The sequence below is a fragment of the Fictibacillus sp. NRS-1165 genome, assembly GCF_050468105.1.
Lineage (GTDB): Bacteria > Bacillota > Bacilli > Bacillales > Fictibacillaceae > Fictibacillus_C > Fictibacillus_C terrinigri.
The window spans coordinates 12,268-35,900 of the sequence record NZ_JBDPNU010000040.1 but is presented as its reverse complement, the minus strand read 5'-3'; the positions used below and the strand labels follow the sequence as shown (position 1 = coordinate 35,900).

Below are 23,633 nucleotides of genomic sequence, written 5' to 3'. Positions count from 1 at the left end.
CTGTACAGCAGGCTTTTTAAAAGCATTAAAACACTTTTGTCGTCCAGTCTTCGCAGTTCCACACTTCAGTAACGACCTCACGGTAAAATTCCGGTTCGTGGGAGATCAGCAGCATACTTCCTTTGTAGGCCTTTAACGCCCGTTTCAGTTCGTCCTTAGCATCGACATCCAAATGGTTGGTCGGCTCATCCAGAACAAGGAGGTTCGTTTCGTTATTGATCAGCTTGCAGAGACGGACTTTTGCTTTTTCTCCTCCGCTGAGTACCTGTACTTTGCTTTCAATATGCTTGGTGGTCAGGCCGCATTTTGCGAGAGCGGCACGGACCTCATGCATGTTGAAAGAAGGAAACTCGCTCCAAACCTCGTCAATACACGTATTATTGTTATTGCTTTTGATCTCCTGCTCAAAGTATCCAATATGCAGATATTCGCCTCGTTCTACAGAACCGGAGATCGGCTTGATTTCACCCAGAATACTGCGAAGCAATGTTGTTTTTCCGATACCATTCGCTCCGACAAGCGCAATCTTTTGGCCCCGTTCCATTCTTAGATCAAGCGGGCGGGATAACGGTTCGTCATATCCAATTACGAGATTTTTTGTTTCAAAGATCATTTTTCCTGAGGTACGGGCTTCCTTGAAATTGAATTCAGGCTTTGGTTTTTCCTTGGCCAGCTCGATGACCTCCATTTTATCCAGCTTTTTTTGGCGGGACATCGCCATGTTTCGAGTGGAAACACGAGCTTTATTTCTCGCAACAAAATCCTTCAGCTCGGAAATTTCCTGCTGCTGGCGTTTGAAAGCTGCTTCCAGCTGCTGTTTTTTCGCTTCGTGAATGTGCTGGAAGTTATTGTAGTCTCCTACATAGCGGTTAAGCTCTTGATTTTCCATGTGATAGATCAAGTTGATCACACTGTTCAAGAACGGAATATCATGCGAAATTAAAACAAATGCATTTTCATATTCCTGAAGGTAGCGCTTCAGCCACTCGATATGCTGTTCATCCAAGTAGTTCGTCGGCTCATCCAGCAAAAGGATCTCAGGCTTTTCAAGCAACAGCTTTGCCAAAAGAACCTTTGTACGCTGCCCGCCTGACAGGTCATGTACGTCACGGTCAAGGCCGATATCTTCTAGACCGAGTCCGCGAGCGATCTCTTCTACCTTTGCGTCAATTACATAAAAATCGTTATTTGTTAACGTGTCTTGAAGAACACCAACATCCTCCAAAAGTTTTTCTAGCTCTTCAGGTGTCGCTTCCCCCATTTTTTCGTACATGCCGTTCATTTCGTTTTCAACATCAAAAAGGTATTGAAACGCACTTTTCAGCACATCGCGAATGGTCATTCCCTGCTGAAGGACTGTGTGCTGATCAAGGTAGCCAACACGCACTTTTTTTGCCCATTCTACTTTACCTTCGTCTGGCTGCAGCTTGCCGGTGATAATGTTCATGAAGGTGGATTTTCCTTCACCATTTGCTCCGATCAATCCGATGTGTTCTCCTTTTAGGAGACGGAAGGAGACATCATTAAAAATCGCACGGTCACCAAAGCCGTGGCTTAAGTTTTTTACGGTTAAAACACTCATCTATATGCACCTTTTCTTGTTTGTTAAGATCACCATTTGATTATAGTATTAATTGCAGGGAGAACTCAATCTTTATGGGGGAATTTACTAAGAATGTTTCAAGCTGAAGTGAAATGGAAAAGTTTTCTTGAAATGATGGGAAAGGGGGACGGCATGATGCATGATTACAGTGTGGTTCCCAATCAGGGGGAAAACGGCTTGGTCGTCAAAATTCAAAATACAGCACCGAGCGGCACTTACTCAAGCCGGTCAGAAGCTATTGCACTTGCAAAAAATTAGCAGAGGAAGATAAACCCAGCAGGCTGCTTGTTTAGGATACTGAGCTTAGAGGAGCAGAAGAGAAGCGATTTTAACGCAGAACGTTAAAAAGCATGAAAAAAGGAGCCTTGGGTCCAAGACTCCTTCAATGTGTTGCGTTGTTCAACCTACGTGGTTTGATGCTTTTTTACTTATTGATTCGTACTACAAAATACTCACTGCTTTATTCTGCTTCGCGTTCCCACTATTAGGTCCAGCTCTTGGTTCTTCGCAAGTTTCGGAACAAAAACTGTTCCGATTCATGAGAGATCCCCTCCGTTTGGCTCTGAATAGTGTTTTCACTCATTTAATCACAAATACAATTCAAACTCTGCTTTAAATCGCTCTTTCACACGTGCATTCACTATCTGGTCCATCTCTCGGATCATTGCAAGTTTCGGAACTGTAGACGTCCTTAACCATTTGCAAACCTCCTGTATATGGCGGTATAGTGTTGCATCTTGCCTCAAACATAGAGCTGATCTGTTCACACATCGTACCTTTTACTGCCTAAACGTCTTGCTTAGTCTTGCTTTACAAAAATATGAACCACGCTAATCTTTTATTCCTATTTCTGTGTTGCATTCACTATTCGGTCCATCTCTTGGCTCATTGGATGTTACGGAACGATTGTTCTTTCTCATCTCAATTCCCTCCATATGGGTGACATAGTGTTGCATGGTTTGTTTACCCCGTCTGAAAGAAATAAAACTTCATTTACAATAAAATTTTATAATTTTTACACTGGCTTGGCAGCTGTTACGATCACGGCATCCACAGGTCTCATGTTCTTCACGCTTGCGGAAATATGAGAAAAACCTGCCTCCTTTAAATAAAGGGAGATAATCCTTCCGATTTCTTTTGTAGTATCATCATCTGCTCCTTTTTCGTGTGGCTGAAGGGTAACAGCTATACGGGCCTGTTCCTTCATCAGACTCTTAATCTTTTTAAGATCCCCAATCGGATCGTTCCAGATGAAGATGGAATTTACGGTATACACGCCATCAAATTTCGGTGTGTGCTTATCGGCTGAAGTGATGGGACCTTCAAACAGCTCCACGCGTCCTTCTTTTATGAACGAATCGTTCCGTGATTCTGCTTGTTTCTTCATGACATGTGAAACATCATAGCCGACGATGTGGCAGGAGGGATAGCTGCTGCACACAAATTCAATGCCTACACCCGGCCCATAACCCACTTCCAGGAGACGGTCACCCGCTCCCGGCTGCAGTGCAGAAATGGTCCATTCATTCAGTTCCTTGTTTTCGCTGGACATGATTTTACCCGCCAGCTTACCGAGCAGACCCTCGGGTTTTTCAAATTGTTCGAAGATATTTTGCCTGAAACTCATATGGTACACTCCCACCCTTTGGATTCTATAATCAATGTACCCGAAAAAAGGGGCATCAAAAAGCTGATGTTATAAGCTGCTGTCAGCCATTCGAAAAAAATATTTTCAGAAAATTTCATTAAATGCTTGAACCTTACGCAACGGCATGTTGTACAGTAGAGTTGCCGGCAGAAAGCTTGCGAAAAAGGAAGGAGCTGATTATGGAGGGAAAATATAAGATTGGTGAACTGGCCGCAGTAGCAGGGCTGACCGTTCGTACGCTGCGATATTATGATCAAATTGATTTATTATCACCATCAGCGCATTCCGGCTCAGGGCACAGGCTATATGATAAGAATGATTTTTTTCGCCTGCAGCAAATACTTGCCTTAAAGGAGTTGGAGGTATCTTTAGAGGAGATAAAATCGATTTTAAATGATAACCAATACAATCCATTAGATTTCGTATGGCTTCAAATTACCCGGATTAAGAAAAATATCAACGCCCAGCAAAAGCTTTTAAAAGCGTTATTAAATGTAGCAGTCCATATGGAAAAGGAAGAGAAGGTATCGGTAAAAGACTTCTCGATGCTGCTGTCAATGATGAATAAGCATCATGAAGAATTTTTAACTGAACGGAAGGGAAGTATCGAGCGCAGCTTGGACCGTCTAGGTGATTTTCTCACAGAAAAGGCTTAAGAATTAGATAAAGGAGGATAAATGATGAGTGGACGATCTGTTTCACATGACACGTTTATTATTGACCGCTACTACGATGTAACGCCTTCAAGAGTATATACGGCCTGGGCCGATCCAGATGAGAAAGCCTTGTGGTTTCCCATTGGGGAAGAATTCGATTTTCGGGTTGGCGGAAGAGAATATAGCCAAGGGATAGCGCCTGATGGACATCAATATACCTATGATGCTATTTATCAAGAAATCGTTCCAAGCGAGCGGATCATCTATTCATACGCGATGGATCTCGGTAAAACAAGAATCTCAGTCTCTGTTGCAAGCATCGAATTTAAAGCGAAGGGAAGCGGTACCCAGCTTCTATTAACGGAGCAGGGGTCTTTTCTGGATGGACTCGATAACGTGTCTCAAAGGGAACATGGAACAAAAATACTATTGGACAAACTTGGAGAAACGCTATTACCAGCGACCTCTAAAAAATAACATTAAAAAATGAGCAACCGGCTGAAATTTTATCAGCCGGTCTCTTTTTTTTAAACAGCATGGCTACATTTTACTCGTGAAGTCCTTTTTCTTTTTGAAAAAATAGTAGGATGAGCCGACAGAAACGAGTGCAGCACCGAGTATGGAGGGCAGAATAATAAAATCTCTCCACTCGGAAGGTGCAAATAAAGCAAGCAGAACAATAATGCCAGCAGCGACAAACAACTTGGAACTGAAGCGGTGGGTCTGACGCCAGACGTTCTCATCAGCCAGTGTCCACGGAGTCTTGATTCCAACAAAATAGTTTGGTTTTACCTGCTGCATATAGTTTCCAAGAACGATAAACAATCCTCCAAGAATGACAGGCATCAAAGAGTTCATCGATAGGTCATAACCAAGTCCGGTCAGAATAACCATCAGATTGATCAGGAAAAAAAAGACGAACAGGGAAGAGTTAATTATAGAATAGCTGCGCGAGAAACTTTTGTAATTTTCTTTTTTAGGGTCGATCTTTGGCAAGAAGCGGAATAGTAAATACAAAAGAATCATGATGCCAAGATTCGTCAGCATGGCGCCGAGTTTGGTAGAGTATCCGTCAATTTCCCCCTTCATGTTCCAGTGGATGGGCAGTTCAGCCGGGAGTTTGGAGTAAAACACGAGCCAAAGAGCAGCTGCAGCAAGAATGAGCAATAATTTCATTTTTCGTTCTCTCCTTTAACCTTATAATCGGATTGCATGACACCCATGAACCAGTTCATTACATCATGAAAAACGGTTGTATTCAGAGAGTAGATGACGAACTGGCCTAGCTTCACATCTTGTATAAGTCCGGTTTTCTTTAAGGTGTTTAAATGATGGGAGATGGTAGGTTTGGTCATTTCAAAATGATCCGCAATTTCGCCCGCGCTCAAGTCCTGGTTTTTTAACAGATCAAGGATCTTACGGCGGGTGGGGTCCGCTAATGCCTTAAATACTTCATTCAATAAAATCCACTCCATTTGGAAGAAAAAGTATTTAGATGTTTATCTAAATATTACACAGAAAAGAAGGGGTTGTAAATAGGCAGGCAGTTCAATGTAACCAAAATGAAAGCTTTTTTTGATGATCGTCTAAAAAGAAAAAATTTTTTGGGGAAAATGGAATCCAAAGAGATTATCGTTCAAACTAACGAAAGGAGGATTTACGTATGAATTACTTTGAGCATTATCTGAAGGACATCCAGTCTCTCCCGATCAAAAGCCGCTACACAAAAGAGGACTTGCTGCTGCCTCAGTTTCGCATCGAACAAAACGGAACGCTTGACATTTATTATTCTCCTCATAATGAAATTGTGAATGACCAAGGAAAAGTAGTCATTGTAGGAATTACACCAGGCTGGATTCAGATGGAGAACGCGTTCCGCACAGTGAGAATGCTGATGGATGAAGGAAGAGAAAAGATGGAAATGTTAGAAGCAGCCAAAGAATCTGCCCAGTTTTCCGGAAGCATGAGAAAGCACCTGGTCCAAATGCTGGATGAGCTCGAACTGCCTGCCTTTTTAAGCCTTTCAGAGGCGGCCTCATTATTTAAAGGAAACAGGAAGCTGCTGCACACCGTTTCTTTGCTGAAATACCCTGTATTCGCCGGAAATAAAAATTATACAGGACACCAGCCGTCAATAAAGAGCAGTCCTGTTCTCATGAAATATGCGCGGGACACACTTAAAACAGATATTCAGCCATTGCAGAATCCACTGATCATTCCTTTGGGCAGAGCGGTAGAAGATGTTCTTCTTCTATTTATTGACGAAGGGGAAATGGATGAGTCACGATGTTTGCTTGGTTTTCCGCATCCTTCAGGTGCCAATGGCCATCGCCACAGGCAGCTTAAAGAAAGAAAAGAGGAGCTTCAGCAAAAACTAACAGATTTTTTTAAGCAATAAAAGAGGCCGCCGGTTTGTACCAGCGGCAGCATTTCTTTTACTCTTCTTCTTTTCGGTTCTTGAATGCTTCGTTCGTCACAATGTAGGGATCGACTTCCGCCTTTTCTTTTCCCTGTTTAGGAGTGATGCTGCCTTCCGGGAAATTACCGGGATGCCCTTTTTTCTTGTGTTCAAACTCTTTTCCTCGGGACAAATGGATCTTCCTTTCGTTTTATGGAATAGTCGTTACGTAAAGATTATGTTCTGATTGGCGATGTTTTAAACCATACCGACCAGTTCAACCGAAACGTCGTTAAATAATCCATTGCCGATATATTGGCCGTCAAGATCGAACTGCCAGTCATGAGGGCCGGCTTCGATATGTATGATCCCCGGCATGATATCCATTGTAATGGAAGTGATAAGTGAGACAGAGATCTGGTCATTCGTAAAATCCTCCGCTACTTTATAAGCAATTTTCATTAAATGCTCATCTATGATATTTAAATCCTTTTCCTCAAAGGCCATTACAACGTTCATTACGGTATATTCGTAAATGTTCATCCGCTCATCCCCTTAAGCTTATTTAAAACTATCATTTCCAAAAAACTATGAATCTATTCATGATGAATCAGCAAATACCCTCTTTCGGGAAAAAAGAAGCTGGATTGCAATACATACGCAGAACAGGCGTGTATGCTATTATTTTTGACGATCGGAGAGAAAAAATAGCCGTAATGAAGACCCAGAAGGGCTTCTTCTTGCCTGGAGGGACAGAGGGTGAGGAGTCACATGCTGAATGCTTGCAGCGCGAGGCAACGGAAGAACTGGGATGGAGCAGTCTCATCAAACAATAGATTGGGCGGGGGGTGGGCTGTTGCACAGGCTTATCAGTTAATGTGAAAAGAGCCGGATATGAGCCGGCTCTTATTTAACGCTTGGCATTTCTTTTACAACAATGACCGGTGTTGTTTTGCGCAGTAAACAATCATCCAGTTCACCTAAAGGGATAAGGCCCAGAGTCATGGCTGCTTCAATCTTTTGCTTGTCTGGCAGCTTTGTTGTGATGATACAGTCCTGGAGATTGAGTTCCTCCAGTTTTTGAACTGTTTTTTCTGTATGAAAGCTTTCTGATTTTCGGATCTGGCGCTGAAGTTTATAGCTGCCGTACTGAACCTCGCCTTTTTCACTCTCGCCACAAGTAAAATCAAAATGAGCATTAAACTTCTTTTTCAGCTCTGACAACTCGGCATCGATTGCTTTGGCTTGCTGGTTCAGTTCGTGAAAGCGGGAAACCATCTCTTCGGTAACTTGTCCACTTTTTGTTTTCACAGTTTTAATCCCCCTCTAATTTCCTTATTACATCCTATGGCGAGTAAGCAGGAGATAGTACTGTGTAGTATAATAAAAGGAGGTTAAACACTCGTTTAAAGGAGGCATCAATCTATGGATTTTGCGTTTTTGATGGCAGAGCAGCGCATTAAGGATGCGATTGATAACGGAGACTTCGATCATTTGCCGGGAAAAGGGAAGCCGCTGGAGCTGGAAGACCTTTCTGCTGTTCCTCCTGAATTAAGAATCGGTTATAAAATCTTGAAAAATGCAAACATCCTGCCTGAAGAACTTCAGCTGAAAAAAGAGATGATGACGCTTCAGGACATGATCGGCTGCTGTATGGATCCGGGCGAAAAGGAAAAGTTAAAGAAAAAATGGAATGAAAAATCGCTCCGTTTCAACCGTTTGATGGAAAAGCGAAGCATCACAACATCACCCGCATTCGGTGCCTATAAAGATAAAATTTATAAAAAGTTTTAAATGCCTCGGGATATGGAATTTTTTTATGGCAACAGCTGCAAAAAGGAATAGCAGCATCACATTAAAAAAGACTGATCCTGATGACACTTCATGTGTCCTTCAGGCATCAGCCTTTTTCATTTAAAATTTATAGGTCCAAAATTGTTCTCTGTTCATTCGTTTTAACACTTCTGGCACTTTGTCTTTGTTTTCTTCAGCCATTGCCGCGATGATCCACTCCGTTTGGGAGCGGTGGGCTTTAATGGCTTCAAGTTTTTGATCGGAGACGGAACTCACATCGTTGATCACATCGGGTTCACCGAGCATTTCGTAGCAGTCATTGGAAAAAGCGACACAATGAACGGCAGGACGCTCATCTGCAGGAAGCTGCTCAACCGCTCTGATGACTGCGGCTCCCGTGGCTTCATGGTCAGGGTGGACGCTATAGCCAGGATAAAATGTAATGATGAGTGAAGGTTTCAGTTCATCAATGACGTTTCCGATTCGCGCAGCCAATGTTTTGGGGTCTTCGAACTCAACGGTTTTATCCCGTAGACCCCAGCATCGTAAATCGCTGATGTTTAAGACACCGGCAGCCGTTTCCAGTTCTTTTTTTCTGATTTTCGGCAACGATTCTCTGGTGGCAAACGGCGGATTCCCCATATTGCGCCCCATCTCACCCAGCGTTAGGCAAACATAGGTGACAGGTACTCCTTTTTTTGTATTCATCGCAATGGTCCCTGATACCCCAAACGCTTCATCATCAGGATGTGGGAAAACGACTAAAACATGTTCATGTGACATACGTTTACCTCCTATTCAAACGGATGAGGGCTCAGCTGAAGCGCGACCGCTAATTTGCCTTCCGCATCATGGCCAGCAAGGAGAAGCTGGCCGTCTTCGTTGACTTCCCAATGCGTCAAGCCTTCAGCGTAAACCCATCCAATGTTAATTTTTAATCCAGCACGGTAAGGTGATTTTTCTCCTGTGATCACCCCGCGCTCGAAATTTATTTTGGCGTTTCGTATATAGGCGCCCACTGAAAAAAAGGACTGATTAAAGTGAGAGGCGTATGCTCCGTTCGTTGTTTCCAAATGTAAATAAACATCCTGGTTCAAGAATTTGTCGATCTCATTCTGAACCGTTTCTGGTGTAATCGGCTGCAAGGGTTTCCCTCCTCAAAAAGCTTCATTTCAATCATTATACTTTAAGGATGACAAAGCGTTAAATAAACTGCTTACATAAAAAAAGAGGCATTAAAAATATTTAATCCCTCTTAGGTCTTTCTATTTTTGATCTTCATCATCCTTGCGAACAGCTTCCGTTGGATCAAAACCCGGCCGCGATTTCAGTTCATAATGAGAAGTCAGTTCTATAGCAAGTTCCACTTCCTTACTGTCATGTACAATTTCATTCTTTGGAACTTGAGGAAGCGTGGCTTTGTTTTTATCGCGTGCCGGCTGTTTATGGCTGTTGCCTCTGCCCATGGTTAACCCACCTTTTTCTTAAAATCGTATGTGAGTATAATCCCTAGGAAAGGCTTTTTTTATTCACTGCTCATTCTCTGGTTCAGCGATTTTTTGAATTGCGGTACGCACTGTGGTCAGTGGGCCCAACGTACTGGTTCAGCGGGAATGAATGGCGGATCGCTTCTGTAATAAAATCTTTTGCAACAGCGATCGCTTCTTTTACAGACCTTCCTTTCGCTAACTCGGCAGCGACTGCAGAAGAATACGTACAGCCGGCACCATGCGTGTAGGTCGTATCAATACGGTCGGATTCCAGGATGTCAAAGTTATCGCCATCAAAAAGCACATCGACTGCTTTTTCATGAACTAGTTTTCCGCCGCCTTTAACGATGACATACTTGGCGCCGCCAGCCTGAATCTTTTGCGCTGCTTCCTTCATTTGTTCGATCGTCGTAATTGGTGCCATCCCGCTTAGGTGGGCGGCTTCAAATAAATTCGGTGTGACGACGGTTGCTTTAGGAACGAGAACGTTTTGAAGTGTTTCGGCCAATTCCGGCTGCAGCGGTTCGGCCCCTTTACATACCATAACAGGATCGACCACTACATTTTTAATGTCATATTTATCAATGGCTTCTGCTGTCGCATGAATAACATCCACTGAAGCCAGCATCCCCGTTTTTACTGCATCAACGCCGATACCGGCAAGAACGGTTTCAAGCTGTGCTTTAAAAAGATCGAGTGGAAGCAAGAATACTTCATGATACCAGTCCCTATGAGGATCCTGGGCCACCACTACATTGATGGCTGTCATGCCATATACTCCGAGCTCCTGGAAAGTTTTTAAATCTGCCTGGATACCAGCTCCGCCGCTTGTATCGGAACCGGCAATGGTTAATGCTTTAAACTTACTCATTATCCAATCTCCTTTAATGACTGTCTTTAATTTTTTTATAGGTCCTATTATATCAATGTTTGCTATAGAGACAAAATCTTCTATTCTGCATGAAATTTACTGGATGTTCGTTTACACTGCTTAAAAACAGTGAAAAGTAAAAGCAGAAAGGGATTTCTTTGCTTCATTTGTCCAACTTATGTTTTACTAAATAACAAACAACATGAAAGGATGAATCGTATGCTGAAAAAATTATTTGGTAAAAAAGAAAATAAAGCACCAGCCGAAGAAATTATTGTTTCACCATTGAACGGTGAGGTCATTCCCCTTGAAGATGTGCCAGATCCTGTTTTCTCAGAAAAAATGATGGGCGATGGCATAGCGATTATGCCTGAAGACGGTGAGCTAATGTCTCCTGTCGATGGTGAAATCCTTCAAGTATTCCCGACCAAACATGCTGTTGGCATTAAAACACAATTGGGCATGGAGGTTCTCATTCACATCGGCCTTGAAACGGTCATGATGAAAGGGGAGGGCTTCACATCTCTTGTAAAAGAAGGCGATCGTGTAAGAACCGGTCAGCCGCTCATTTCCTTTAATGTAGATCTTGTGAAGGAAAAAGCGAAAAGTACGGTTACTCCTGTCATCATTACGAATGGCGATAAAGCTGGCGCCATTGAAAAGTTCAGCAGTGAACATGCCCAAGCCGGCACGACAAAGATTATGCAAATCACGGATATTAAATAAAAAACAGGAAAGAAGAGAGAATCTTCTTTCCTGTTTTTTATACTAGCACATTAAAATAGCGGGCTTCAGGGTGAGAGAATACAAGGGCTGTTACCGATGCTTCAGGTTCCATCATGAATCCCTCTGTCAGCTGAATGCCGATCTCTTCGGGCTGAAGGAGTTTAAACAGCTTTGCTTGATCTTCAAGATCCGGGCAGGCTGGGTAACCAAATGAGAAACGCTGGCCTTGGTATCTCGCTGAAAAGCGATCCTGCATCGAAAGAGTAACAGGGTCAGGGAACCCCCACTTATCCCTCATCTGGCGGTGAATGAGTTCTGCCAGTCCTTCCGCCGTTTCAAGCGCAAGAGATTGGAGCGCGAAGCTTTCCAAAAAACGGCCTTCGGCTTTAAGCTGCTGCGCACGCTCACGGATGCCGCTTCCTGCGGTTACTGCAAAGAATCCGACATAATCCATCTCGCCGCTGTCGACCGGCTTGGCGTAGTCTGCGAGGCAGAGGTTTGGTTCTCTCGTCTGCCGTGGAAACTCGAATGTCTCAATGATACGGGAAGTATCGTTAGGATCATAGATATAGAGCCTCTCTCCATCCGACTGTGCAGGGAAGAATTGATAAAGTGCAGCAGGAGCGATTAATTTTTTATCCTGGCTCTCCCGAAGCAGCTCATCGACTATTCCTTTTATCTCCAGTGCCCGTTCATCTTTCTCCGCAAGCAGGCGTGAGACCTTTCCCTTCACCCCTAAATGGTGACCGAGGAGCATCTGCAAATTAATATAAGGAACTACAGAAGATAAAGGGTACGACTTAAACACATGCCGTTCCGTATCTTTCGGCACAAAGACCTTAAGACTTTGATCAACAGAAGGGCGAACCTTAGCAGGTACTGCAACCGCAGTGCCTGATCGAGAGGCTATAAGTTCCTTGTCTTCCGCTGGAGTTGCCTTCACAGCGGGCTTTTCAAACACCACTCCTTTTTGAAGCTTATTCGCAAGGCTCAACCCATCCATGGCATCTTTGGCGTACAGCACTGTACCCTCGTATTCATTGGCGATCCGGTTTTCTGTAAACTTACGGGTCAAGGCAGCCCCGCCCACAAGGATGGGCACGGATATGCCGGACTCCCGTAAATCGGTGGCGGTAAGCACCATCTGCTGGGCAGATTTTACAAGCAGTCCCGAAAGGCCAACTACATCCGGATTCTCCTTCTGTATGGCTTGAATCAACTCCTGCGAAGTTACTTTGATCCCAAGATCGACGACTTCATAGCCATTGTTGCCGAGGATGATATCGACGAGGTTTTTGCCGATATCATGGACATCCCCTTTCACTGTGGCAAGTAACACCTTGCCCTTTGTGCTGACCGCTCCGCTGCTCTCCATATGGGGCTCAAGGTGGGCGACGGCGGTTTTCATGACTTCGGCGCTCTGCAGAACCTCAGCTACAATGAGCTGATTATCGTTAAAGAGCCGTCCGACTTCCTCCATTCCTGCCATAAGCGGCCCGTTTATAATCTCTAATGGCGCATCATACTGAGACAGTGCAAGATCCAGATCAGGAATGAGCCCTTCCTTCGTCCCTTCGACAACATAAAAAGCGAGGCGTTCGTCAAGAGGAAGTTCCACGACAGGCGTTTTTGCCTCTTTTTTCTTGCCGCGGTAGAATTCCGTAAATGCAGCCAAATTTTCATCAGTCGTCTCAAACAGCAAGGCTTTTGCCATTTCTACTTCTTCTTCAGGAATAGAAGCGTAGCGCTCCAGCTTTTCCGTATTTACGATCGCGTAATCCAGACCCGCCTGCGTACAGGAATACAGGTACACAGCATTTAAAACTTCCCGCCCGACAGGAGGGAGACCGAACGAAACGTTGCTGATGCCAAGAATCGTTTGGCATTCAGGGAACGTTTCTTTCAGCTTTCTCAAGCTTTCCACCGTCGCGTTAGCGGAACCGATATACTGTTCGTCTCCTGTACCGACAGGGAAGACGAGAGGGTCAAAAATAATATCGCTCGGAGTGATGCCGTACTTATTGACAAGAAGATCATAGGATCGTTTGGCAATTTCAAGCTTACGGCCGGTTGTTACCCCCATGCCTTTTTCATCGATCGTTCCCACAACTACCGCGGCTCCGTAACGGGAGATGATGGGGGCGACTTTTTCAAACCGCTCCTCACCGTCCTCCAGATTAATCGAGTTGATGATGGCTTTTCCTTGAGAGTATTTCAGCGCTTTCTCCAGTACTTCATCATCCGTAGAATCGATCACAAGAGGAACTTTTACCTTTTTTACCGCTTCTTTAATAAAGTTTTCCATGTCCTCCAGCTCTTCGCGGTCTGGGTCGGCAAGGCAGATATCGATAACGTGAGCACCTTTTTTTACTTGAGCGCGGGCGATCTCAGCTGCTTCTTCAAACTTTCCTTCTGCAATGAGCCGCTTAAATTTACGTGAACCGATCACGTTGGTGCGCTCACCGACCATCAACGGGCGCATGGAAGGATCATCATAGATCAGCGGTTCAATCCCTGATACGGTATGGGAATGGCTTTCAGGGACAGTCCTCGGCTTCAGTGGCTTTAACGCTTCGGAGATGGCCCTGATATGATCAGGGGTTGTACCACAGCAACCGCCTGCGATGTTCAGCCAGCCTTCAGCGGCAAAAGCACTGATTTTCTTTGCAAGGGTCTCCGGTGTCTCATGGTAGTTACCGTCTTCATCCGGAAGGCCGGCGTTCGGATAACAGCTGACCGCGGAAAGGGAGAGGGCGGAGAGCGAGCGGATATGGTCGGTCATGAATTCCGGCCCGGTCGCACAGTTTAAGCCAACTGCCAAAGGCTTCATGTGCTCCAGGGAGATATAGAAAGCTTCAATGGACTGGCCCGCCAGCGTCGTTCCCATCGGCTCGATGGTGCCTGACACCATAAGTGGGACTTCTTTTCCGGCGGATTTAAACGCTCGTTTGATACCGATAAAACCGGCTTTGACGTTGAGCATATCCTGGCTCGTTTCAAGAAGAAGAAGGTCGGCACCTCCGTCAAGGAGTCCCTTTGCCTGTTCTTCATACGAAGCGGTCAGCCCTTCAAACGTAGCTCCGCCTGTTACACTCAAGGTTTTCGTAGTCGGTCCCATTGCCCCGGCTACAAACCTCGGCCAGTCTGGCGTTGATACTTGGTTAACAGCTTCCCGTGCAATTTCAGCTGCCTTTTTATTCGTTTCATACGCTTTATAGCCGATTCCGTATTCGTCGAGTACAAGATCAGTGGCGCCGAATGTATTTGTCTCTATGATGTCGGCACCTGCGTGTAAATATTGAAGATGAACATCGAGGATTACATCCGGACGGGTAAAGTTAAGGTTCTCGTTGCAGCCTTCCAGGTCTTCGCCGCCAAAATCTTCGGCAGTCAGATTAGCCTGCTGGAGAATGGTGCCCATCGCCCCGTCCATGATCAGTATTTTTTTCTTAAGCTGCTGTTGAAGGGTATGATTAGACATTCTGAATCCTCCTTGTTTGTTGGCGGTCAATTTCGTAGGCATATTGTGTCAGTTCAGCTGTCAGTTCGAATCTCATAAAAGGGGTGATCAAATAAATGCCGTTAAACAGCTCAGAAGCTGCATCAATCAGTGATTTTGAGATCTGAAGCCCTTCCCTTGCTGCAGATACCGGATCATCTTTAAACGTTGCCATGCGTTCACGTATCTGATCCGTCAGTTTGATGCCCGGCACCTCATAATGCAGAAAGTCGGCATTGCGGCTGGACGTGAGAGGCATGATGCCAACGTAGAACGGAACCGGCAAACCTTTGACGGCATCGTGGAACTCCAGCAGTTTCTCTTCAGAGTAGACCGGCTGGCTGATAAAGTAATCCGCCCCGCTTTCTATTTTCTTCTCAGCCCGCTGAACCGCACGTTCAAGTGACTTTACATTCGGGTTAAAGGCAGCCCCAACTGTGAATTGTGTTTTCTGCCCCAAATCTTTTCCGGAAAGAGAGACACCTTCGTTGAACTGTTTGATCATTTTAATCAGTTCGATGGAAGTAACGTCATAGACACTGGAGGCTCCAGGGAAATCGCCGACCTTTGCCGGATCACCCGTAATCGCCAGGATATCGTGCAGACCGAGTGTATGAAGCCCCATTAAATGGGATTGAAGGCCGATGATATTCCGGTCCCGGCAAGCGAGATGGACGATGGGCTGGACGCCTGTCTGAGCTTTCGCCAATGAAGAAAGGGAAGTATTGCAGATCCTTGGAGATGCCAAAGAGTTGTCTGCAAGTGTAATCGCATCTGCACCGGCTTCTTTTAATGCCTTCGCGCCTTCAAAGAAAAGGGAAGTATCGAGCTTTCGGGGAGGGTCGAGCTCCACGATCACTGATCGCCTCTCCTTTAAAATGCCAGGCAGGGAAATCTCAGGCTTTTGTCCTGCCTCACGAACGGCAACTGGCTCCGGCCTCTTTTTAACTACTTTTTCAGTAATCGGCTGCAGTCCATGCAGTTCTTTGGAGAATGCTTCAATATGAGCTGGCGTCGTACCACAGCAGCCTCCGAGCAGGCGGATACCCTGTTCTCTGAACAGTAAAGCACTGTTTTTAAAATACTCGGCGTCTCCTTCATACTGAAACTTTCCATCGACATAAGAAGGAAGACTGGCATTTGGATATGCGGAAAGGAAGGCGTGCTTCGGAATCTCCACTTCTTCGAGCGTCTTGATCATATGAAAAGGGCCAAGGCGGCAGTTGAGCCCAACGACATCTGCTCCTAAGTCTTCAAGGCGTCTAATCGCAGTGTTGATAGGCGTCCTGTCGTTTAACACTCCGACTTCCTGCAGGGAAATCTGTGAGATGATCGGGACACTGGTCTGGCTTCGTGTAATTTCGAGTACGGTTTCGAGTTCCTCCAGATCGTAAAAGGTCTCCAATAGCAGGCCGTCTACACCTTCCAACAGCAGACAGTAGAGCTGTTCCCGGAAGCTTCTCTTAATTTCTTCAATTGAAAGCGAGCTTGGACCGGTTCCACGGATTCCTCCGATTGTCCCCAGAACATACTCTCCATTCGCAGCTGCTTTTTTTGCAAGTTTCACAGCGGCACTGTTCAGATCTTTCACTTGCTCCTCCAAACCATATCTTTGCAGTTTAATATAGTTGGCGCTGTAAGTATTGGTCTGTATCACATGTGCACCAGCCTGAATGTAGGCCTGATGGATGGACTGAATCTGTTCAGGATGGGTCAGGTTCAGCTGTTCGAAACAGCAGTCCGTCCCATATGAGTATAGAAGCGTTCCCATGGCTCCATCAGCAATTAATATTTTGTCTTCCAGATCTTTTAATAATCCCATAACACGGTCCTCCTGTTGGTTCGGTATCTTCCAGCGGCCCAATAAAAATAAAAAAAGCCTTCTTAAAGAAGAAGACTTTGAAAATTTCGAGGTCATTCTTCTTATCTTTCAAGTTCATATCGAACTTGTTGGACTTAGCACCTTTTCAGCTTTTGAGCTGAAGGTTGCTGAGGTGTCAACGGGCCATTCCCTTAACCTCTCTGGATAAGAAACCAAATTACTATAAAATTAGTTCTCTATACCTTACAATAATTGTTGGAAGATTTCAATAGCTTTTTCAAATCGTAATATGGAGATGTTGACCGGGAACATCCCTTTTTCACCTTTAAGGGACATTTATCATACACTACACCAACACTTTTAAAGGTGGGGATCACAATGCCGTGCATGGTTAATATTTATTATTTAAAGATAAACAGTCTGGCGAGCAACAGTTCACTGAATCTGGGATCAACCTTTCATAACAGCCACACAGCCAACACAAAATCCAATGGGGACAACAGTTCAGTAGGGGATCATTCACCGGCTGAAGCCATGATGAAGAACATGGTATACGATCCTGACATCAATGATCAAAACGAATACGGAAATGCGGATACAGCATTCAACAATCAGCCGGGATAAAGTTGAGAAAAAGAAGGGAGGTCTCTGCATGCCCTATCTGTTCAATATATTTAATATTAAAACAAACGGTGTGACCATGAACGGTAACATAGATATCGGCCCTACCGTCCATAACAGCCATACAGCCAACACAAAGTCAGTTGGTTCTACGGTTTCTCTTGGAGATTTTTCTCCTTCCACCGGATTCATGGTGAACAGCAACCTCGATCCGGATATCAGCGATCAGGGCCAGGTAGCGAACCCGTCAGCTCCAGTCGTTGCCCAGCCGTAAATCATGTCCGCCTGTTTTTAGGTAAACGAGTTGGTCTGTCCAATCACCTTTTTGTTCAAGCCATACACTGTAGGTAAAGAGCGAAAAGGATGGAACAGAATTGCGTTATTCTTTTAAAATCGGAAAGATCATCATAAACGGTATGACTCAAAACGGTAACCTCGATATCGGAACAACCATCCAGAACAGCCATACAGCCAACACCAAATCGGTTGGAGCGGTTGTGGCGTTCGGTGACTGCTCAGATGCCTGTGCGTATATGATCAATATCAATGAAGATAACGACGAGAATGATATGAGCCAAAGCGAAGAACAGGACGATCAGAAGAAATAAAGAAGGAGCGCTAAGTAGGTGCGCTCCTTTTTCTTGCTGTCCGGGAAGGAGTTTTTTGCCCGGAAAAAGAAGGCTAGTAGTGGGAGGTTCGAACAGAATACGCGCCAATCTCTGCAAAATACAAATATATAATGCCCGGAAAGAAAGGAGCACGGAATGAAGTTAAATGAACTGAATAGCAGGGTAAATGGTATTATAGAAGCTCACAATGGAGATTATGCCTACAGGATCGAAACGAAAGAGGGGCATATTGAGTATAGGGATGATGATATTTTTCCTGCGGCAAGCCTCATTAAGATACCGATCTTAATGGAGTCTTCCCGCCTGGCAGAACAAAAGCTCATTGATCTCTCTTCCAAAATTTCATTACATCAAGAAGGAAAAGCTGGAGGAGCCGGGGTTCTGCATCTCTTATCCCGTGAGGCAACCGTCACTTTGGCAGACGTTCTCATGTTGATGATTACGGTTTCTGACAATATGGCAGCCAACATCATGATTGAAAGAACGGGTATGGACAGAATTAATGCGCTGCTGGCTGAAATGGGCTGCAGCAAGACAGTGCTCGGTCGCAGGCTCATGGATTTTGAAGCGGTAAAGCAAGGAAAGAACAACTTTACTTCCGCAAGAGATGTCATTCTTCTGCTGAAGGAGATCGGACGCGGAAGGATGCTTAAGGAAGAGAGCAGGAAAGCCATTCTGCAGATCCTTCAAAATCAGCAGTTTCGGTATAAGCTGCCTGCTTACATGGATGAAGAAACGATCATGATAGCGAACAAGACGGGAGAACTGGAAGGAGTTGAGCACGATGCTGGCATCTTCACTTTAAAAGAAACGAAGATATATGCAGCAGTGCTTACCAATAACCTTCCTGACGAAGCGGAGGGGAGACAAGCTCTGTCGCTTATTGGGAAGGCGGTGAATGACTATATGCTGAGTTATCAAAAGAATTAGAAAAAATTGTTTTTGGCTTCTTCGACAAAAAATGATAAAATTATGAATACTTAATGAAAACGCATACATATTACATCAGAGGTGAAAAGATGATTACAAATCAAAATGATCAAGGGCTCAAGCGAGGCATGAAAGCAAGGCATCTATTTATGATCTCCTTGGGCGGTGTCATCGGAACCGGATTCTTTCTCGGTTCGGGGATGACCATTCATGATGCTGGTCCGATAGGCGCAGTGATTTCTTATCTCGTCGGGGGCTTTATCATGTACCTGACGATGCTCTGTCTTGGGGAACTTTCGGTTGCCATGCCTGTATCGGGTTCTTTCCAAACGTACACGACTAAATTTATCGGGCCGGGAACAGGATTTGCTATTGGCTGGCTCTATTGGCTCGGCTGGGCAGTTACCGTAGCTCTTGAATTTTTCTCAGCTTCCGCTTTGATGCAGAGATGGTTTCCCCATTCAGAACTTTGGATGTGGAGCTTAATTTTTGCAGGAGTCTTATTTGCATTGAACGCACTCTCTGCAAAAGCATTCGGAGAAGCAGAATTTTGGTTTGCGAGTGTTAAGGTTCTCGCCATTATTTTATTTATTATTGTTGGCGGAGCGGCGATTTTTGGCCTGATCGATATAAAAGGCGCCAGCTCAGCTCCAGGCTTCACAAATTTTGTTTCAGCCGGCTGGTTTCCGAATGGATTCAGCGCGCTGTTTGTCACCATGATTGCGGTTAACTTCTCTTTCCAGGGAACAGAGCTGATTGGTATTGCATCTGGAGAAAGTGAAAATCCTGAAAAAACCATTCCACGCTCCATTCGTCAAACGGTTTGGAGAACACTTTTCTTTTTCGTTCTTGCGATCGGTGTGCTTGCGGCTTTAATGCCGATGGCTAAAGCAGGAAAAGTGGAAAGCCCGTTTGTCGTCGTCTTTGACAGCATCGGGATCCCGTATGCTGCGGATATCATGAACTTTGTTATCTTAACAGCGCTGTTATCAGTTGCTAACTCTGGTTTGTATGCGGCAACTCGTATGCTGTACTCACTTTCGAAAGAAGGAATGGCAAGTCCGGCTCTTGGAAGGGTGAACAAACGCGGGATTCCGATGAACGCGTTGTATATCACGATAGGCGTCGCCTTGCTTTCTTTATTGTCCGCATTTAAGGCCGAAAAAACGGTGTTTGAATGGCTTCTGTCATTGGCAGGCCTCGGTGCACAAGTGGGCTGGATTGCCATTACCGCGTCACAGTTCGCGTTTAGAAGAAAGTTCATTCGTGACGGAGGAAAGGTTGAGGATTTGAAGTTTAAAGTGCCATTGTTTCCTATTCTTCCGCTTTTCGCTACTACGCTGAACCTTGGTGTATTGATCAGTATGGCCTTTGATCCTGAACAGCGCCTTGCCCTTTATCTGGGTGTTCCCTTCTTTATCGGCTGCTATCTTTATTATTACCTGGTCATTAAGAAAAGAGAGAAAACAGGCGCTCTGCAGCGTAAAGCGATATAAGCAATAACAGCATCTCGATTAAGGGGTGCTGTTTTTTTGTTCCTAATTTCCAATTATTGTTTTTTGGTTGACAGGATGCAGCAACTCTATTACTATTGGATATTGTACAACAGTACTTCAACGCATAAAAGCGTTTAAGTATTTAAGTGAAGAAAGAGCATTGCATCTGGGAGAGGTCATCATGAACAGTAAAATCAAATTGCCAGGAGTCATCCTGTTATTCTTATTAATTGTAGCAACAATGTTTACAAGCCTTGTTGTTCTAAAGGTAGAACCCCATATTCCGTTGTTCTTTTGTGTCATACTAACTGGTATTTTTGCCGTGCTTTGGGGAGCGGACTGGAAAGTCATAGAGAAAGGGCTCATATCAGGAGTCATAAGCGGCATTCAGCCATTGCTTCTTTTGATTATGATCAGTTTTGTCATCGCAAGCTGGATGATGAGCGGAGCGGTTCCAACCCTTTTATTTTATGGGATGGACTATATTAGGCCCGAATGGTTTGCTCTAAGCGCTTTATTCATTACCATATTGGTTTCAACGTTTACTGGCAGCAGTTTTACGACCGCCAGTACGGTGGGGGTAGCTCTCATGGGAATTGCTCATGTGATGAACATGGATCCTGGCTTAGCAGCAGGAGCCATCGTTTGTGGGGCGTGTTTTGGAGACAAGATGTCACCGCTGTCTGATTCCACTAATCTTGCTTCGGGCACGGTAGGTGTCAATTTATTTGAACACATCCGCCATATGATGTGGACCACTGTCCCCGCTCTGATCATTACCGCAGTCATCTTTTTCTTTGCTGGCCATCAGCCCCCGGGAACATCGATTGTACAGCTGGCTGAAATGAAAAAAACGTTGGGTGAACACTTTACCATTACACCGTTCACACTTATTTCACCGTTAATCGTAATGGTAATGGCGTTCCGAAAGTTGCCGATCATTCCAACGCTGCTTACAGGAGTATTTACCGCTGTCCTCACGACACTCATCCTGAATCCGGACTTTACGATCTCTCATATGATCAATGCGCTGGAAAATGGATTGAATATGAAGACAGGGAACGAAGCGGTGGATGCGATTGTAAACAAGGGCGGTCTTATCCCGATGATGTGGTCGGTATCACTGATCATCATTGCACTGTCGCTTGGCGGGCTTCTTCAGGAGCTTGGAATGATTGATATCATGATTCGTTCATTTGAGAACTCGCTTAAGACAACCGGCCATCTCATTGCAGCAGCTGCTGCATCAGGGCTTGGAGTAAACCTTCTGACAGGTGAGATGTATCTTTCTATTATTCTTCCGGGGCAAGCCTTTAAAAAGCACTTTGAAAAAAACGATGTCCCGTTAATAAATCTTACCAGAACGATGGAGGATGCGGGTACCCTGATCAATCCTCTCGTTCCGTGGAGTGTGAGCGGCGCCTTTTTCGCAGCTACCCTAGGGGTATCAGCTCTTGATTATATCCCGTATGCTTTTTTACTGTATTTGTCACCGCTGTTCACCTTGTTTTACGGGTACACAGGAATTGGATTGGCCAAGACAAAAGCTCATGCAGAAGCACTAACTAAAGCTTCATAAAATAATGGTGCATCAGGATCCCCTCCTGATGCTTTTTTTATTTGTGTGAATGCAGGCTTCATTTAGTTCATATGATGAAATGATTAAGTGTATAGACAGAACTAAAGGAAGAGGGAGGCGTGAGTGATGAAACACGTTCGGGGCCAAAAAGTCTTTTTATCTGATGCTGACCTGACATCCCTGATCTACACTCACTATGGATTAACGGTCCATTCCATTGAGCGTGTACTCGCTATTCCAAAGGTGCATACAGATCAAGGGATCTTTGGTTTTAAGAATGCGAACGAACTGAAGGATCTGCCGTTTGTCGCCCATTGTATTGAATGGGTGAAACAAAACCACTTTGCCTGTATCCCAAGCGTCCTGCCATGTCATAATGGACAGGTATATTTTGAATATAAGAATGAACTGTACTATATGGAAGAGTGGGCGAAGGGCGGGGATATCCTGTTTGCAGACCTTTCATTGTGTGAAAGGATAGGAGCTGCACTCGCTCATTTTCATCACGCATCTGAAGGGGCTGTACCTCCTCCGGACAGCTCCCGGATGGAGTACGGCAGCCGAACCCATAAATTGAACGGCCTTTACCAGAATATTCAAAAATGGAAGGCAGAATATAAGCCTGTTCCGGAATGGAACTTCGAGCCGTGGATGCTGGAAGTGCTTGAAAAGCGATGCAGGCTGGCTTATTCCTATATCCAACGGATGGAAGAAGAGCATGGCGAAGTGAAAGGAGTCCTATGCCACGGCAGTCTGCACCAAAGAAACATTCTGCTGGACGCGGATGACAAGATTTATTTCATTGATGTGGAGTCTTTGGTATTTGCAGAACGCTCTTATGATCTCGCATCGTTCATCCACTATTATGCACCGTCCTTCAATTGGAATCCTGCGGTCATCTACCGATTTATTAAAGGTTATCAGGAACATTCCAAACAGTCTCTCTCATTTAATGAATGGAAGTTTTTATTCTCCTTTCTCGCGTTTCCGAGAAGGATTGAAAGCTGGTGCCATCGCCATTTCGGGAGCCTAACACCTTCAGAATCGACGTATTTTAAGCTGCTCGGCATCCTTGTTCACGATCAGACAAAGGAAAGTCTGTTTACACAATTCCGTCCAGATATACTGGAGTCATCATTTCAGCTGTTTCATGAAATGGCAAAGGGGAGGTTGGGGTGAGAAGGCAAACGATTGCAAGAGGCTTATCTAATCCTTTTAAAGTACTCCTTTTCGCGCTGTTTTTTTGCGGAGCTTTTCTTGTGTTTTCAGCCATTGTTAATACACCATTCATAAAAGAGCTTGACCGGTGGACGATGGCTGCTGTTATATCGATACGGACACCCAAATGGACATCTGTCTTTATGTTTGTTCAGCAGATGGGAAATAAGATGGTCATCTTTCCAATGATCACAATCATCGGCCTGTATCTTGCTTTGTTTAAAAAGTTCCATGAAAGCTTGTTTCTCTTCTCAACGGCGGCAGGGGCCTTTATTTTGGACGGGTGGCTGAAATCCTATTTTCATCGGCCTCGGCCTTCTGCTCAAACTCTTATTTTAGAAAATGGGTTCGGCTATCCGAGCAGACACACGATGCTGGCCATGGCTCTTTACGGCAGCATGAGCTTTTTAATGTGGACAAGATTACGGGGGAAAGGGACTCATTCGGCCATAAAGCTCCTTTCGTTAACCATCGCACTCGTTCTGCTCGTTGGGTTCAGTATGATTTATCTTGGCGCCCACTATCCGGCAGATATTTTTGGCGGCCTGTTAGCCGGAGCGGCCTGGCTCTGTTTTTGCTGCGCCTGGTTTATGCACATAAAAGAATAATGGTTCAGTAGGCGTTGGCATAAGCCAGCTGCATCGGTTTGGACA

28 protein-coding genes and 1 riboswitch are annotated in these 23,633 nt (G+C 44.8%); of the genes, 15 read left to right on the top strand and 13 right to left on the bottom strand.

Annotated features, from left to right (window positions below; all coding sequences use genetic code 11):
• Nucleotides 1-25 precede the first annotated feature (25 nt).
• Complete coding sequence (locus tag ABHN01_RS17740) at nucleotides 26-1,582, bottom strand: ABC-F family ATP-binding cassette domain-containing protein (RefSeq protein ID WP_429876618.1); 1,557 nt, start codon at nucleotides 1,580-1,582, stop codon at nucleotides 26-28.
• Between the two features lie 93 nt (nucleotides 1,583-1,675).
• Here ABHN01_RS17740 and ABHN01_RS17735 point away from each other — a divergent pair, with 93 nt between their 5' ends.
• Entirely contained in the window at nucleotides 1,676-1,861 is a 186-nt protein-coding gene (locus ABHN01_RS17735) for a hypothetical protein (RefSeq protein WP_429876617.1), read from the top strand.
• A gap of 757 nt (nucleotides 1,862-2,618) precedes the next feature.
• Here the strand turns inward: ABHN01_RS17735 and ABHN01_RS17730 are convergent.
• Nucleotides 2,619-3,230: a class I SAM-dependent methyltransferase gene (locus ABHN01_RS17730; RefSeq protein WP_429876616.1), complete on the bottom strand. Its 612-nt coding sequence runs from the start codon at nucleotides 3,228-3,230 to the stop codon at nucleotides 2,619-2,621.
• Between the two features lie 200 nt (nucleotides 3,231-3,430).
• On the opposite strand from ABHN01_RS17730, the gene ABHN01_RS17725 reads away from it, so the two are divergent.
• Together ABHN01_RS17725 and ABHN01_RS17720 are read left to right on the top strand one after the other, a co-directional pair.
• Nucleotides 3,431-3,907, top strand: a complete 477-nt coding sequence (locus tag ABHN01_RS17725; protein ID WP_429876615.1) for a MerR family transcriptional regulator — start codon at nucleotides 3,431-3,433, stop codon at nucleotides 3,905-3,907.
• A gap of 24 nt (nucleotides 3,908-3,931) precedes the next feature.
• The gene (locus tag ABHN01_RS17720; RefSeq protein WP_429876614.1) at nucleotides 3,932-4,384 is read left to right on the top strand and encodes an SRPBCC family protein; all 453 of its coding nucleotides are present in this window, start codon (nucleotides 3,932-3,934) and stop codon (nucleotides 4,382-4,384) included.
• Nucleotides 4,385-4,447: 63 nt separating this feature from the next.
• On the opposite strand, the gene ABHN01_RS17715 is transcribed toward ABHN01_RS17720, so the two are convergent.
• Both ABHN01_RS17715 and ABHN01_RS17710 read right to left on the bottom strand, forming a co-directional pair.
• Nucleotides 4,448-5,083: an SdpI family protein gene (locus ABHN01_RS17715; protein ID WP_429876613.1), complete on the bottom strand. Its 636-nt coding sequence runs from the start codon at nucleotides 5,081-5,083 to the stop codon at nucleotides 4,448-4,450.
• A complete protein-coding gene (locus ABHN01_RS17710) occupies nucleotides 5,080-5,367 on the bottom strand; it encodes an autorepressor SdpR family transcription factor (protein WP_429876612.1) in 288 nt (95 codons plus the stop codon). Before ABHN01_RS17710 ends, ABHN01_RS17715 begins: the two co-directional genes overlap by 4 nt.
• Nucleotides 5,368-5,570: 203 nt before the next feature.
• Here ABHN01_RS17710 and ABHN01_RS17705 point away from each other — a divergent pair, with 203 nt between their 5' ends.
• Nucleotides 5,571-6,305 carry a hypothetical protein gene (locus tag ABHN01_RS17705; RefSeq protein WP_290401265.1) on the top strand — a complete coding sequence of 245 codons (735 nt, stop codon included), beginning with the start codon at nucleotides 5,571-5,573 and terminating at the stop codon, nucleotides 6,303-6,305.
• A 37-nt stretch (nucleotides 6,306-6,342) separates the two neighbouring features.
• On the opposite strand, the gene ABHN01_RS17700 is transcribed toward ABHN01_RS17705, so the two are convergent.
• Both ABHN01_RS17700 and ABHN01_RS17695 read right to left on the bottom strand, forming a co-directional pair.
• Nucleotides 6,343-6,498: a hypothetical protein gene (locus ABHN01_RS17700; protein ID WP_429876611.1), complete on the bottom strand. Its 156-nt coding sequence runs from the start codon at nucleotides 6,496-6,498 to the stop codon at nucleotides 6,343-6,345.
• A gap of 65 nt (nucleotides 6,499-6,563) precedes the next feature.
• Entirely contained in the window at nucleotides 6,564-6,848 is a 285-nt protein-coding gene (locus ABHN01_RS17695) for a hypothetical protein (RefSeq protein WP_290401267.1), read from the bottom strand.
• A 59-nt stretch (nucleotides 6,849-6,907) separates the two neighbouring features.
• Here ABHN01_RS17695 and ABHN01_RS17690 point away from each other — a divergent pair, with 59 nt between their 5' ends.
• Nucleotides 6,908-7,141 (top strand): NUDIX domain-containing protein, encoded by a 234-nt coding sequence (locus ABHN01_RS17690; RefSeq protein ID WP_429876610.1) that lies wholly within the window; start codon nucleotides 6,908-6,910, stop codon nucleotides 7,139-7,141.
• Nucleotides 7,142-7,211: 70 nt separating this feature from the next.
• Here the strand turns inward: ABHN01_RS17690 and ABHN01_RS17685 are convergent, their stop codons facing one another.
• Entirely contained in the window at nucleotides 7,212-7,616 is a 405-nt protein-coding gene (locus ABHN01_RS17685; protein ID WP_429876609.1) for a hypothetical protein, read from the bottom strand.
• Nucleotides 7,617-7,730: 114 nt separating this feature from the next.
• Between ABHN01_RS17685 and ABHN01_RS17680 the strand changes: the two genes are divergently transcribed.
• A complete protein-coding gene (locus tag ABHN01_RS17680; RefSeq protein WP_429876608.1) occupies nucleotides 7,731-8,099 on the top strand; it encodes a DUF1992 domain-containing protein in 369 nt (122 codons plus the stop codon).
• Between the two features lie 120 nt (nucleotides 8,100-8,219).
• On the opposite strand, the gene bshB2 is transcribed toward ABHN01_RS17680, so the two are convergent.
• The 4 genes from bshB2 to pdxK form a co-directional block, all read right to left on the bottom strand.
• Entirely contained in the window at nucleotides 8,220-8,882 is a 663-nt protein-coding gene (gene bshB2, locus ABHN01_RS17675) for a bacillithiol biosynthesis deacetylase BshB2 (RefSeq protein ID WP_429876607.1), read from the bottom strand.
• An 11-nt stretch (nucleotides 8,883-8,893) separates the two neighbouring features.
• Nucleotides 8,894-9,244, bottom strand: coding sequence for a YojF family protein (locus tag ABHN01_RS17670; RefSeq protein WP_290401272.1), 351 nt, complete (start codon nucleotides 9,242-9,244; stop codon nucleotides 8,894-8,896).
• Nucleotides 9,245-9,364: 120 nt separating this feature from the next.
• Nucleotides 9,365-9,565, bottom strand: a complete 201-nt coding sequence (locus ABHN01_RS17665; protein ID WP_429876606.1) for a YfhD family protein — start codon at nucleotides 9,563-9,565, stop codon at nucleotides 9,365-9,367.
• Between the two features lie 82 nt (nucleotides 9,566-9,647).
• Complete coding sequence (pdxK, locus tag ABHN01_RS17660) at nucleotides 9,648-10,460, bottom strand: pyridoxine/pyridoxal/pyridoxamine kinase (protein WP_429876605.1); 813 nt, start codon at nucleotides 10,458-10,460, stop codon at nucleotides 9,648-9,650.
• A 219-nt stretch (nucleotides 10,461-10,679) separates the two neighbouring features.
• Between pdxK and ABHN01_RS17655 the strand changes: the two genes are divergently transcribed.
• Nucleotides 10,680-11,186, top strand: a complete 507-nt coding sequence (locus tag ABHN01_RS17655) for a PTS sugar transporter subunit IIA (protein ID WP_429876604.1) — start codon at nucleotides 10,680-10,682, stop codon at nucleotides 11,184-11,186.
• A 37-nt stretch (nucleotides 11,187-11,223) separates the two neighbouring features.
• Here the strand turns inward: ABHN01_RS17655 and metH are convergent, their stop codons facing one another.
• Nucleotides 11,224-14,667, bottom strand: a complete 3,444-nt coding sequence (gene metH / locus ABHN01_RS17650; protein WP_429876603.1) for a methionine synthase — start codon at nucleotides 14,665-14,667, stop codon at nucleotides 11,224-11,226.
• Nucleotides 14,660-16,507 (bottom strand): bifunctional homocysteine S-methyltransferase/methylenetetrahydrofolate reductase, encoded by a 1,848-nt coding sequence (locus ABHN01_RS17645; protein WP_429876602.1) that lies wholly within the window; start codon nucleotides 16,505-16,507, stop codon nucleotides 14,660-14,662. The genes metH and ABHN01_RS17645 overlap by 8 nt, the downstream gene beginning before the upstream one ends.
• A 98-nt stretch (nucleotides 16,508-16,605) precedes the next feature.
• A riboswitch (SAM riboswitch) is annotated at nucleotides 16,606-16,718 on the bottom strand.
• Between the two features lie 167 nt (nucleotides 16,719-16,885).
• Between ABHN01_RS17645 and ABHN01_RS17640 the strand changes: the two genes are divergently transcribed.
• The 8 genes from ABHN01_RS17640 (at nucleotide 16,886) to ABHN01_RS17605 (ending at nucleotide 23,588) form a co-directional block, all read left to right on the top strand.
• On the top strand, nucleotides 16,886-17,131 hold the full coding sequence (locus tag ABHN01_RS17640) for a spore germination protein (protein WP_429876601.1): 246 nt from the start codon (nucleotides 16,886-16,888) through the stop codon (nucleotides 17,129-17,131).
• Between the two features lie 28 nt (nucleotides 17,132-17,159).
• Nucleotides 17,160-17,402, top strand: coding sequence for a spore germination protein (locus tag ABHN01_RS17635; RefSeq protein WP_429876600.1), 243 nt, complete (start codon nucleotides 17,160-17,162; stop codon nucleotides 17,400-17,402).
• A 100-nt stretch (nucleotides 17,403-17,502) separates the two neighbouring features.
• On the top strand, nucleotides 17,503-17,736 hold the full coding sequence (locus tag ABHN01_RS17630) for a spore germination protein (RefSeq protein ID WP_429876599.1): 234 nt from the start codon (nucleotides 17,503-17,505) through the stop codon (nucleotides 17,734-17,736).
• Nucleotides 17,737-17,892: 156 nt separating this feature from the next.
• A complete protein-coding gene (locus tag ABHN01_RS17625; RefSeq protein WP_429876598.1) occupies nucleotides 17,893-18,687 on the top strand; it encodes a serine hydrolase in 795 nt (264 codons plus the stop codon).
• A gap of 89 nt (nucleotides 18,688-18,776) precedes the next feature.
• Nucleotides 18,777-20,183, top strand: coding sequence for an amino acid permease (locus tag ABHN01_RS17620; protein WP_429876597.1), 1,407 nt, complete (start codon nucleotides 18,777-18,779; stop codon nucleotides 20,181-20,183).
• Nucleotides 20,184-20,364: 181 nt separating this feature from the next.
• Nucleotides 20,365-21,762 (top strand): Na+/H+ antiporter NhaC, encoded by a 1,398-nt coding sequence (gene nhaC / locus ABHN01_RS17615; protein WP_429876596.1) that lies wholly within the window; start codon nucleotides 20,365-20,367, stop codon nucleotides 21,760-21,762.
• 126 nt (nucleotides 21,763-21,888) lie between these two features.
• The gene (locus ABHN01_RS17610) at nucleotides 21,889-22,941 is read left to right on the top strand and encodes a phosphotransferase (RefSeq protein ID WP_429876595.1); all 1,053 of its coding nucleotides are present in this window, start codon (nucleotides 21,889-21,891) and stop codon (nucleotides 22,939-22,941) included.
• A complete protein-coding gene (locus tag ABHN01_RS17605) occupies nucleotides 22,938-23,588 on the top strand; it encodes a phosphatase PAP2 family protein (RefSeq protein WP_429876594.1) in 651 nt (216 codons plus the stop codon). Before ABHN01_RS17610 ends, ABHN01_RS17605 begins: the two co-directional genes overlap by 4 nt.
• Nucleotides 23,589-23,633: the final 45 nt, after the last annotated feature.

What these genes read in the sequence shown, in the direction of transcription:
- ABHN01_RS17725 (WP_429876615.1), top strand. Translation starts at nt 3,431, where the DNA reads ATGGAGGGAAAATATAAGATTGGTGAACTGGCCGCAGTAGCAGGGCTG.
- ABHN01_RS17735 (WP_429876617.1), top strand. Translation starts at nt 1,676, where the DNA reads ATGTTTCAAGCTGAAGTGAAATGGAAAAGTTTTCTTGAAATGATGGGA.
- ABHN01_RS17720 (WP_429876614.1), top strand. Translation starts at nt 3,932, where the DNA reads ATGAGTGGACGATCTGTTTCACATGACACGTTTATTATTGACCGCTAC.
- ABHN01_RS17635 (WP_429876600.1), top strand. Translation starts at nt 17,160, where the DNA reads ATGCCCTATCTGTTCAATATATTTAATATTAAAACAAACGGTGTGACC.
- ABHN01_RS17625 (WP_429876598.1), top strand. Translation starts at nt 17,893, where the DNA reads ATGAAGTTAAATGAACTGAATAGCAGGGTAAATGGTATTATAGAAGCT.
- ABHN01_RS17640 (WP_429876601.1), top strand. Translation starts at nt 16,886, where the DNA reads ATGCCGTGCATGGTTAATATTTATTATTTAAAGATAAACAGTCTGGCG.
- pdxK (WP_429876605.1), bottom strand. Translation starts at nt 10,460, where the DNA reads ATGAGTAAGTTTAAAGCATTAACCATTGCCGGTTCCGATACAAGCGGC.
- ABHN01_RS17665 (WP_429876606.1), bottom strand. Translation starts at nt 9,565, where the DNA reads ATGGGCAGAGGCAACAGCCATAAACAGCCGGCACGCGATAAAAACAAA.
- ABHN01_RS17690 (WP_429876610.1), top strand. Translation starts at nt 6,908, where the DNA reads ATGATGAATCAGCAAATACCCTCTTTCGGGAAAAAAGAAGCTGGATTG.
- ABHN01_RS17705 (WP_290401265.1), top strand. Translation starts at nt 5,571, where the DNA reads ATGAATTACTTTGAGCATTATCTGAAGGACATCCAGTCTCTCCCGATC.
- ABHN01_RS17620 (WP_429876597.1), top strand. Translation starts at nt 18,777, where the DNA reads ATGATTACAAATCAAAATGATCAAGGGCTCAAGCGAGGCATGAAAGCA.
- bshB2 (WP_429876607.1), bottom strand. Translation starts at nt 8,882, where the DNA reads ATGTCACATGAACATGTTTTAGTCGTTTTCCCACATCCTGATGATGAA.
- metH (WP_429876603.1), bottom strand. Translation starts at nt 14,667, where the DNA reads ATGTCTAATCATACCCTTCAACAGCAGCTTAAGAAAAAAATACTGATC.
- nhaC (WP_429876596.1), top strand. Translation starts at nt 20,365, where the DNA reads ATGAACAGTAAAATCAAATTGCCAGGAGTCATCCTGTTATTCTTATTA.
- ABHN01_RS17610 (WP_429876595.1), top strand. Translation starts at nt 21,889, where the DNA reads ATGAAACACGTTCGGGGCCAAAAAGTCTTTTTATCTGATGCTGACCTG.
- ABHN01_RS17680 (WP_429876608.1), top strand. Translation starts at nt 7,731, where the DNA reads ATGGATTTTGCGTTTTTGATGGCAGAGCAGCGCATTAAGGATGCGATT.
- ABHN01_RS17695 (WP_290401267.1), bottom strand. Translation starts at nt 6,848, where the DNA reads ATGAACATTTACGAATATACCGTAATGAACGTTGTAATGGCCTTTGAG.
- ABHN01_RS17715 (WP_429876613.1), bottom strand. Translation starts at nt 5,083, where the DNA reads ATGAAATTATTGCTCATTCTTGCTGCAGCTGCTCTTTGGCTCGTGTTT.
- ABHN01_RS17655 (WP_429876604.1), top strand. Translation starts at nt 10,680, where the DNA reads ATGCTGAAAAAATTATTTGGTAAAAAAGAAAATAAAGCACCAGCCGAA.
- ABHN01_RS17740 (WP_429876618.1), bottom strand. Translation starts at nt 1,582, where the DNA reads ATGAGTGTTTTAACCGTAAAAAACTTAAGCCACGGCTTTGGTGACCGT.
- ABHN01_RS17730 (WP_429876616.1), bottom strand. Translation starts at nt 3,230, where the DNA reads ATGAGTTTCAGGCAAAATATCTTCGAACAATTTGAAAAACCCGAGGGT.
- ABHN01_RS17645 (WP_429876602.1), bottom strand. Translation starts at nt 16,507, where the DNA reads ATGGGATTATTAAAAGATCTGGAAGACAAAATATTAATTGCTGATGGA.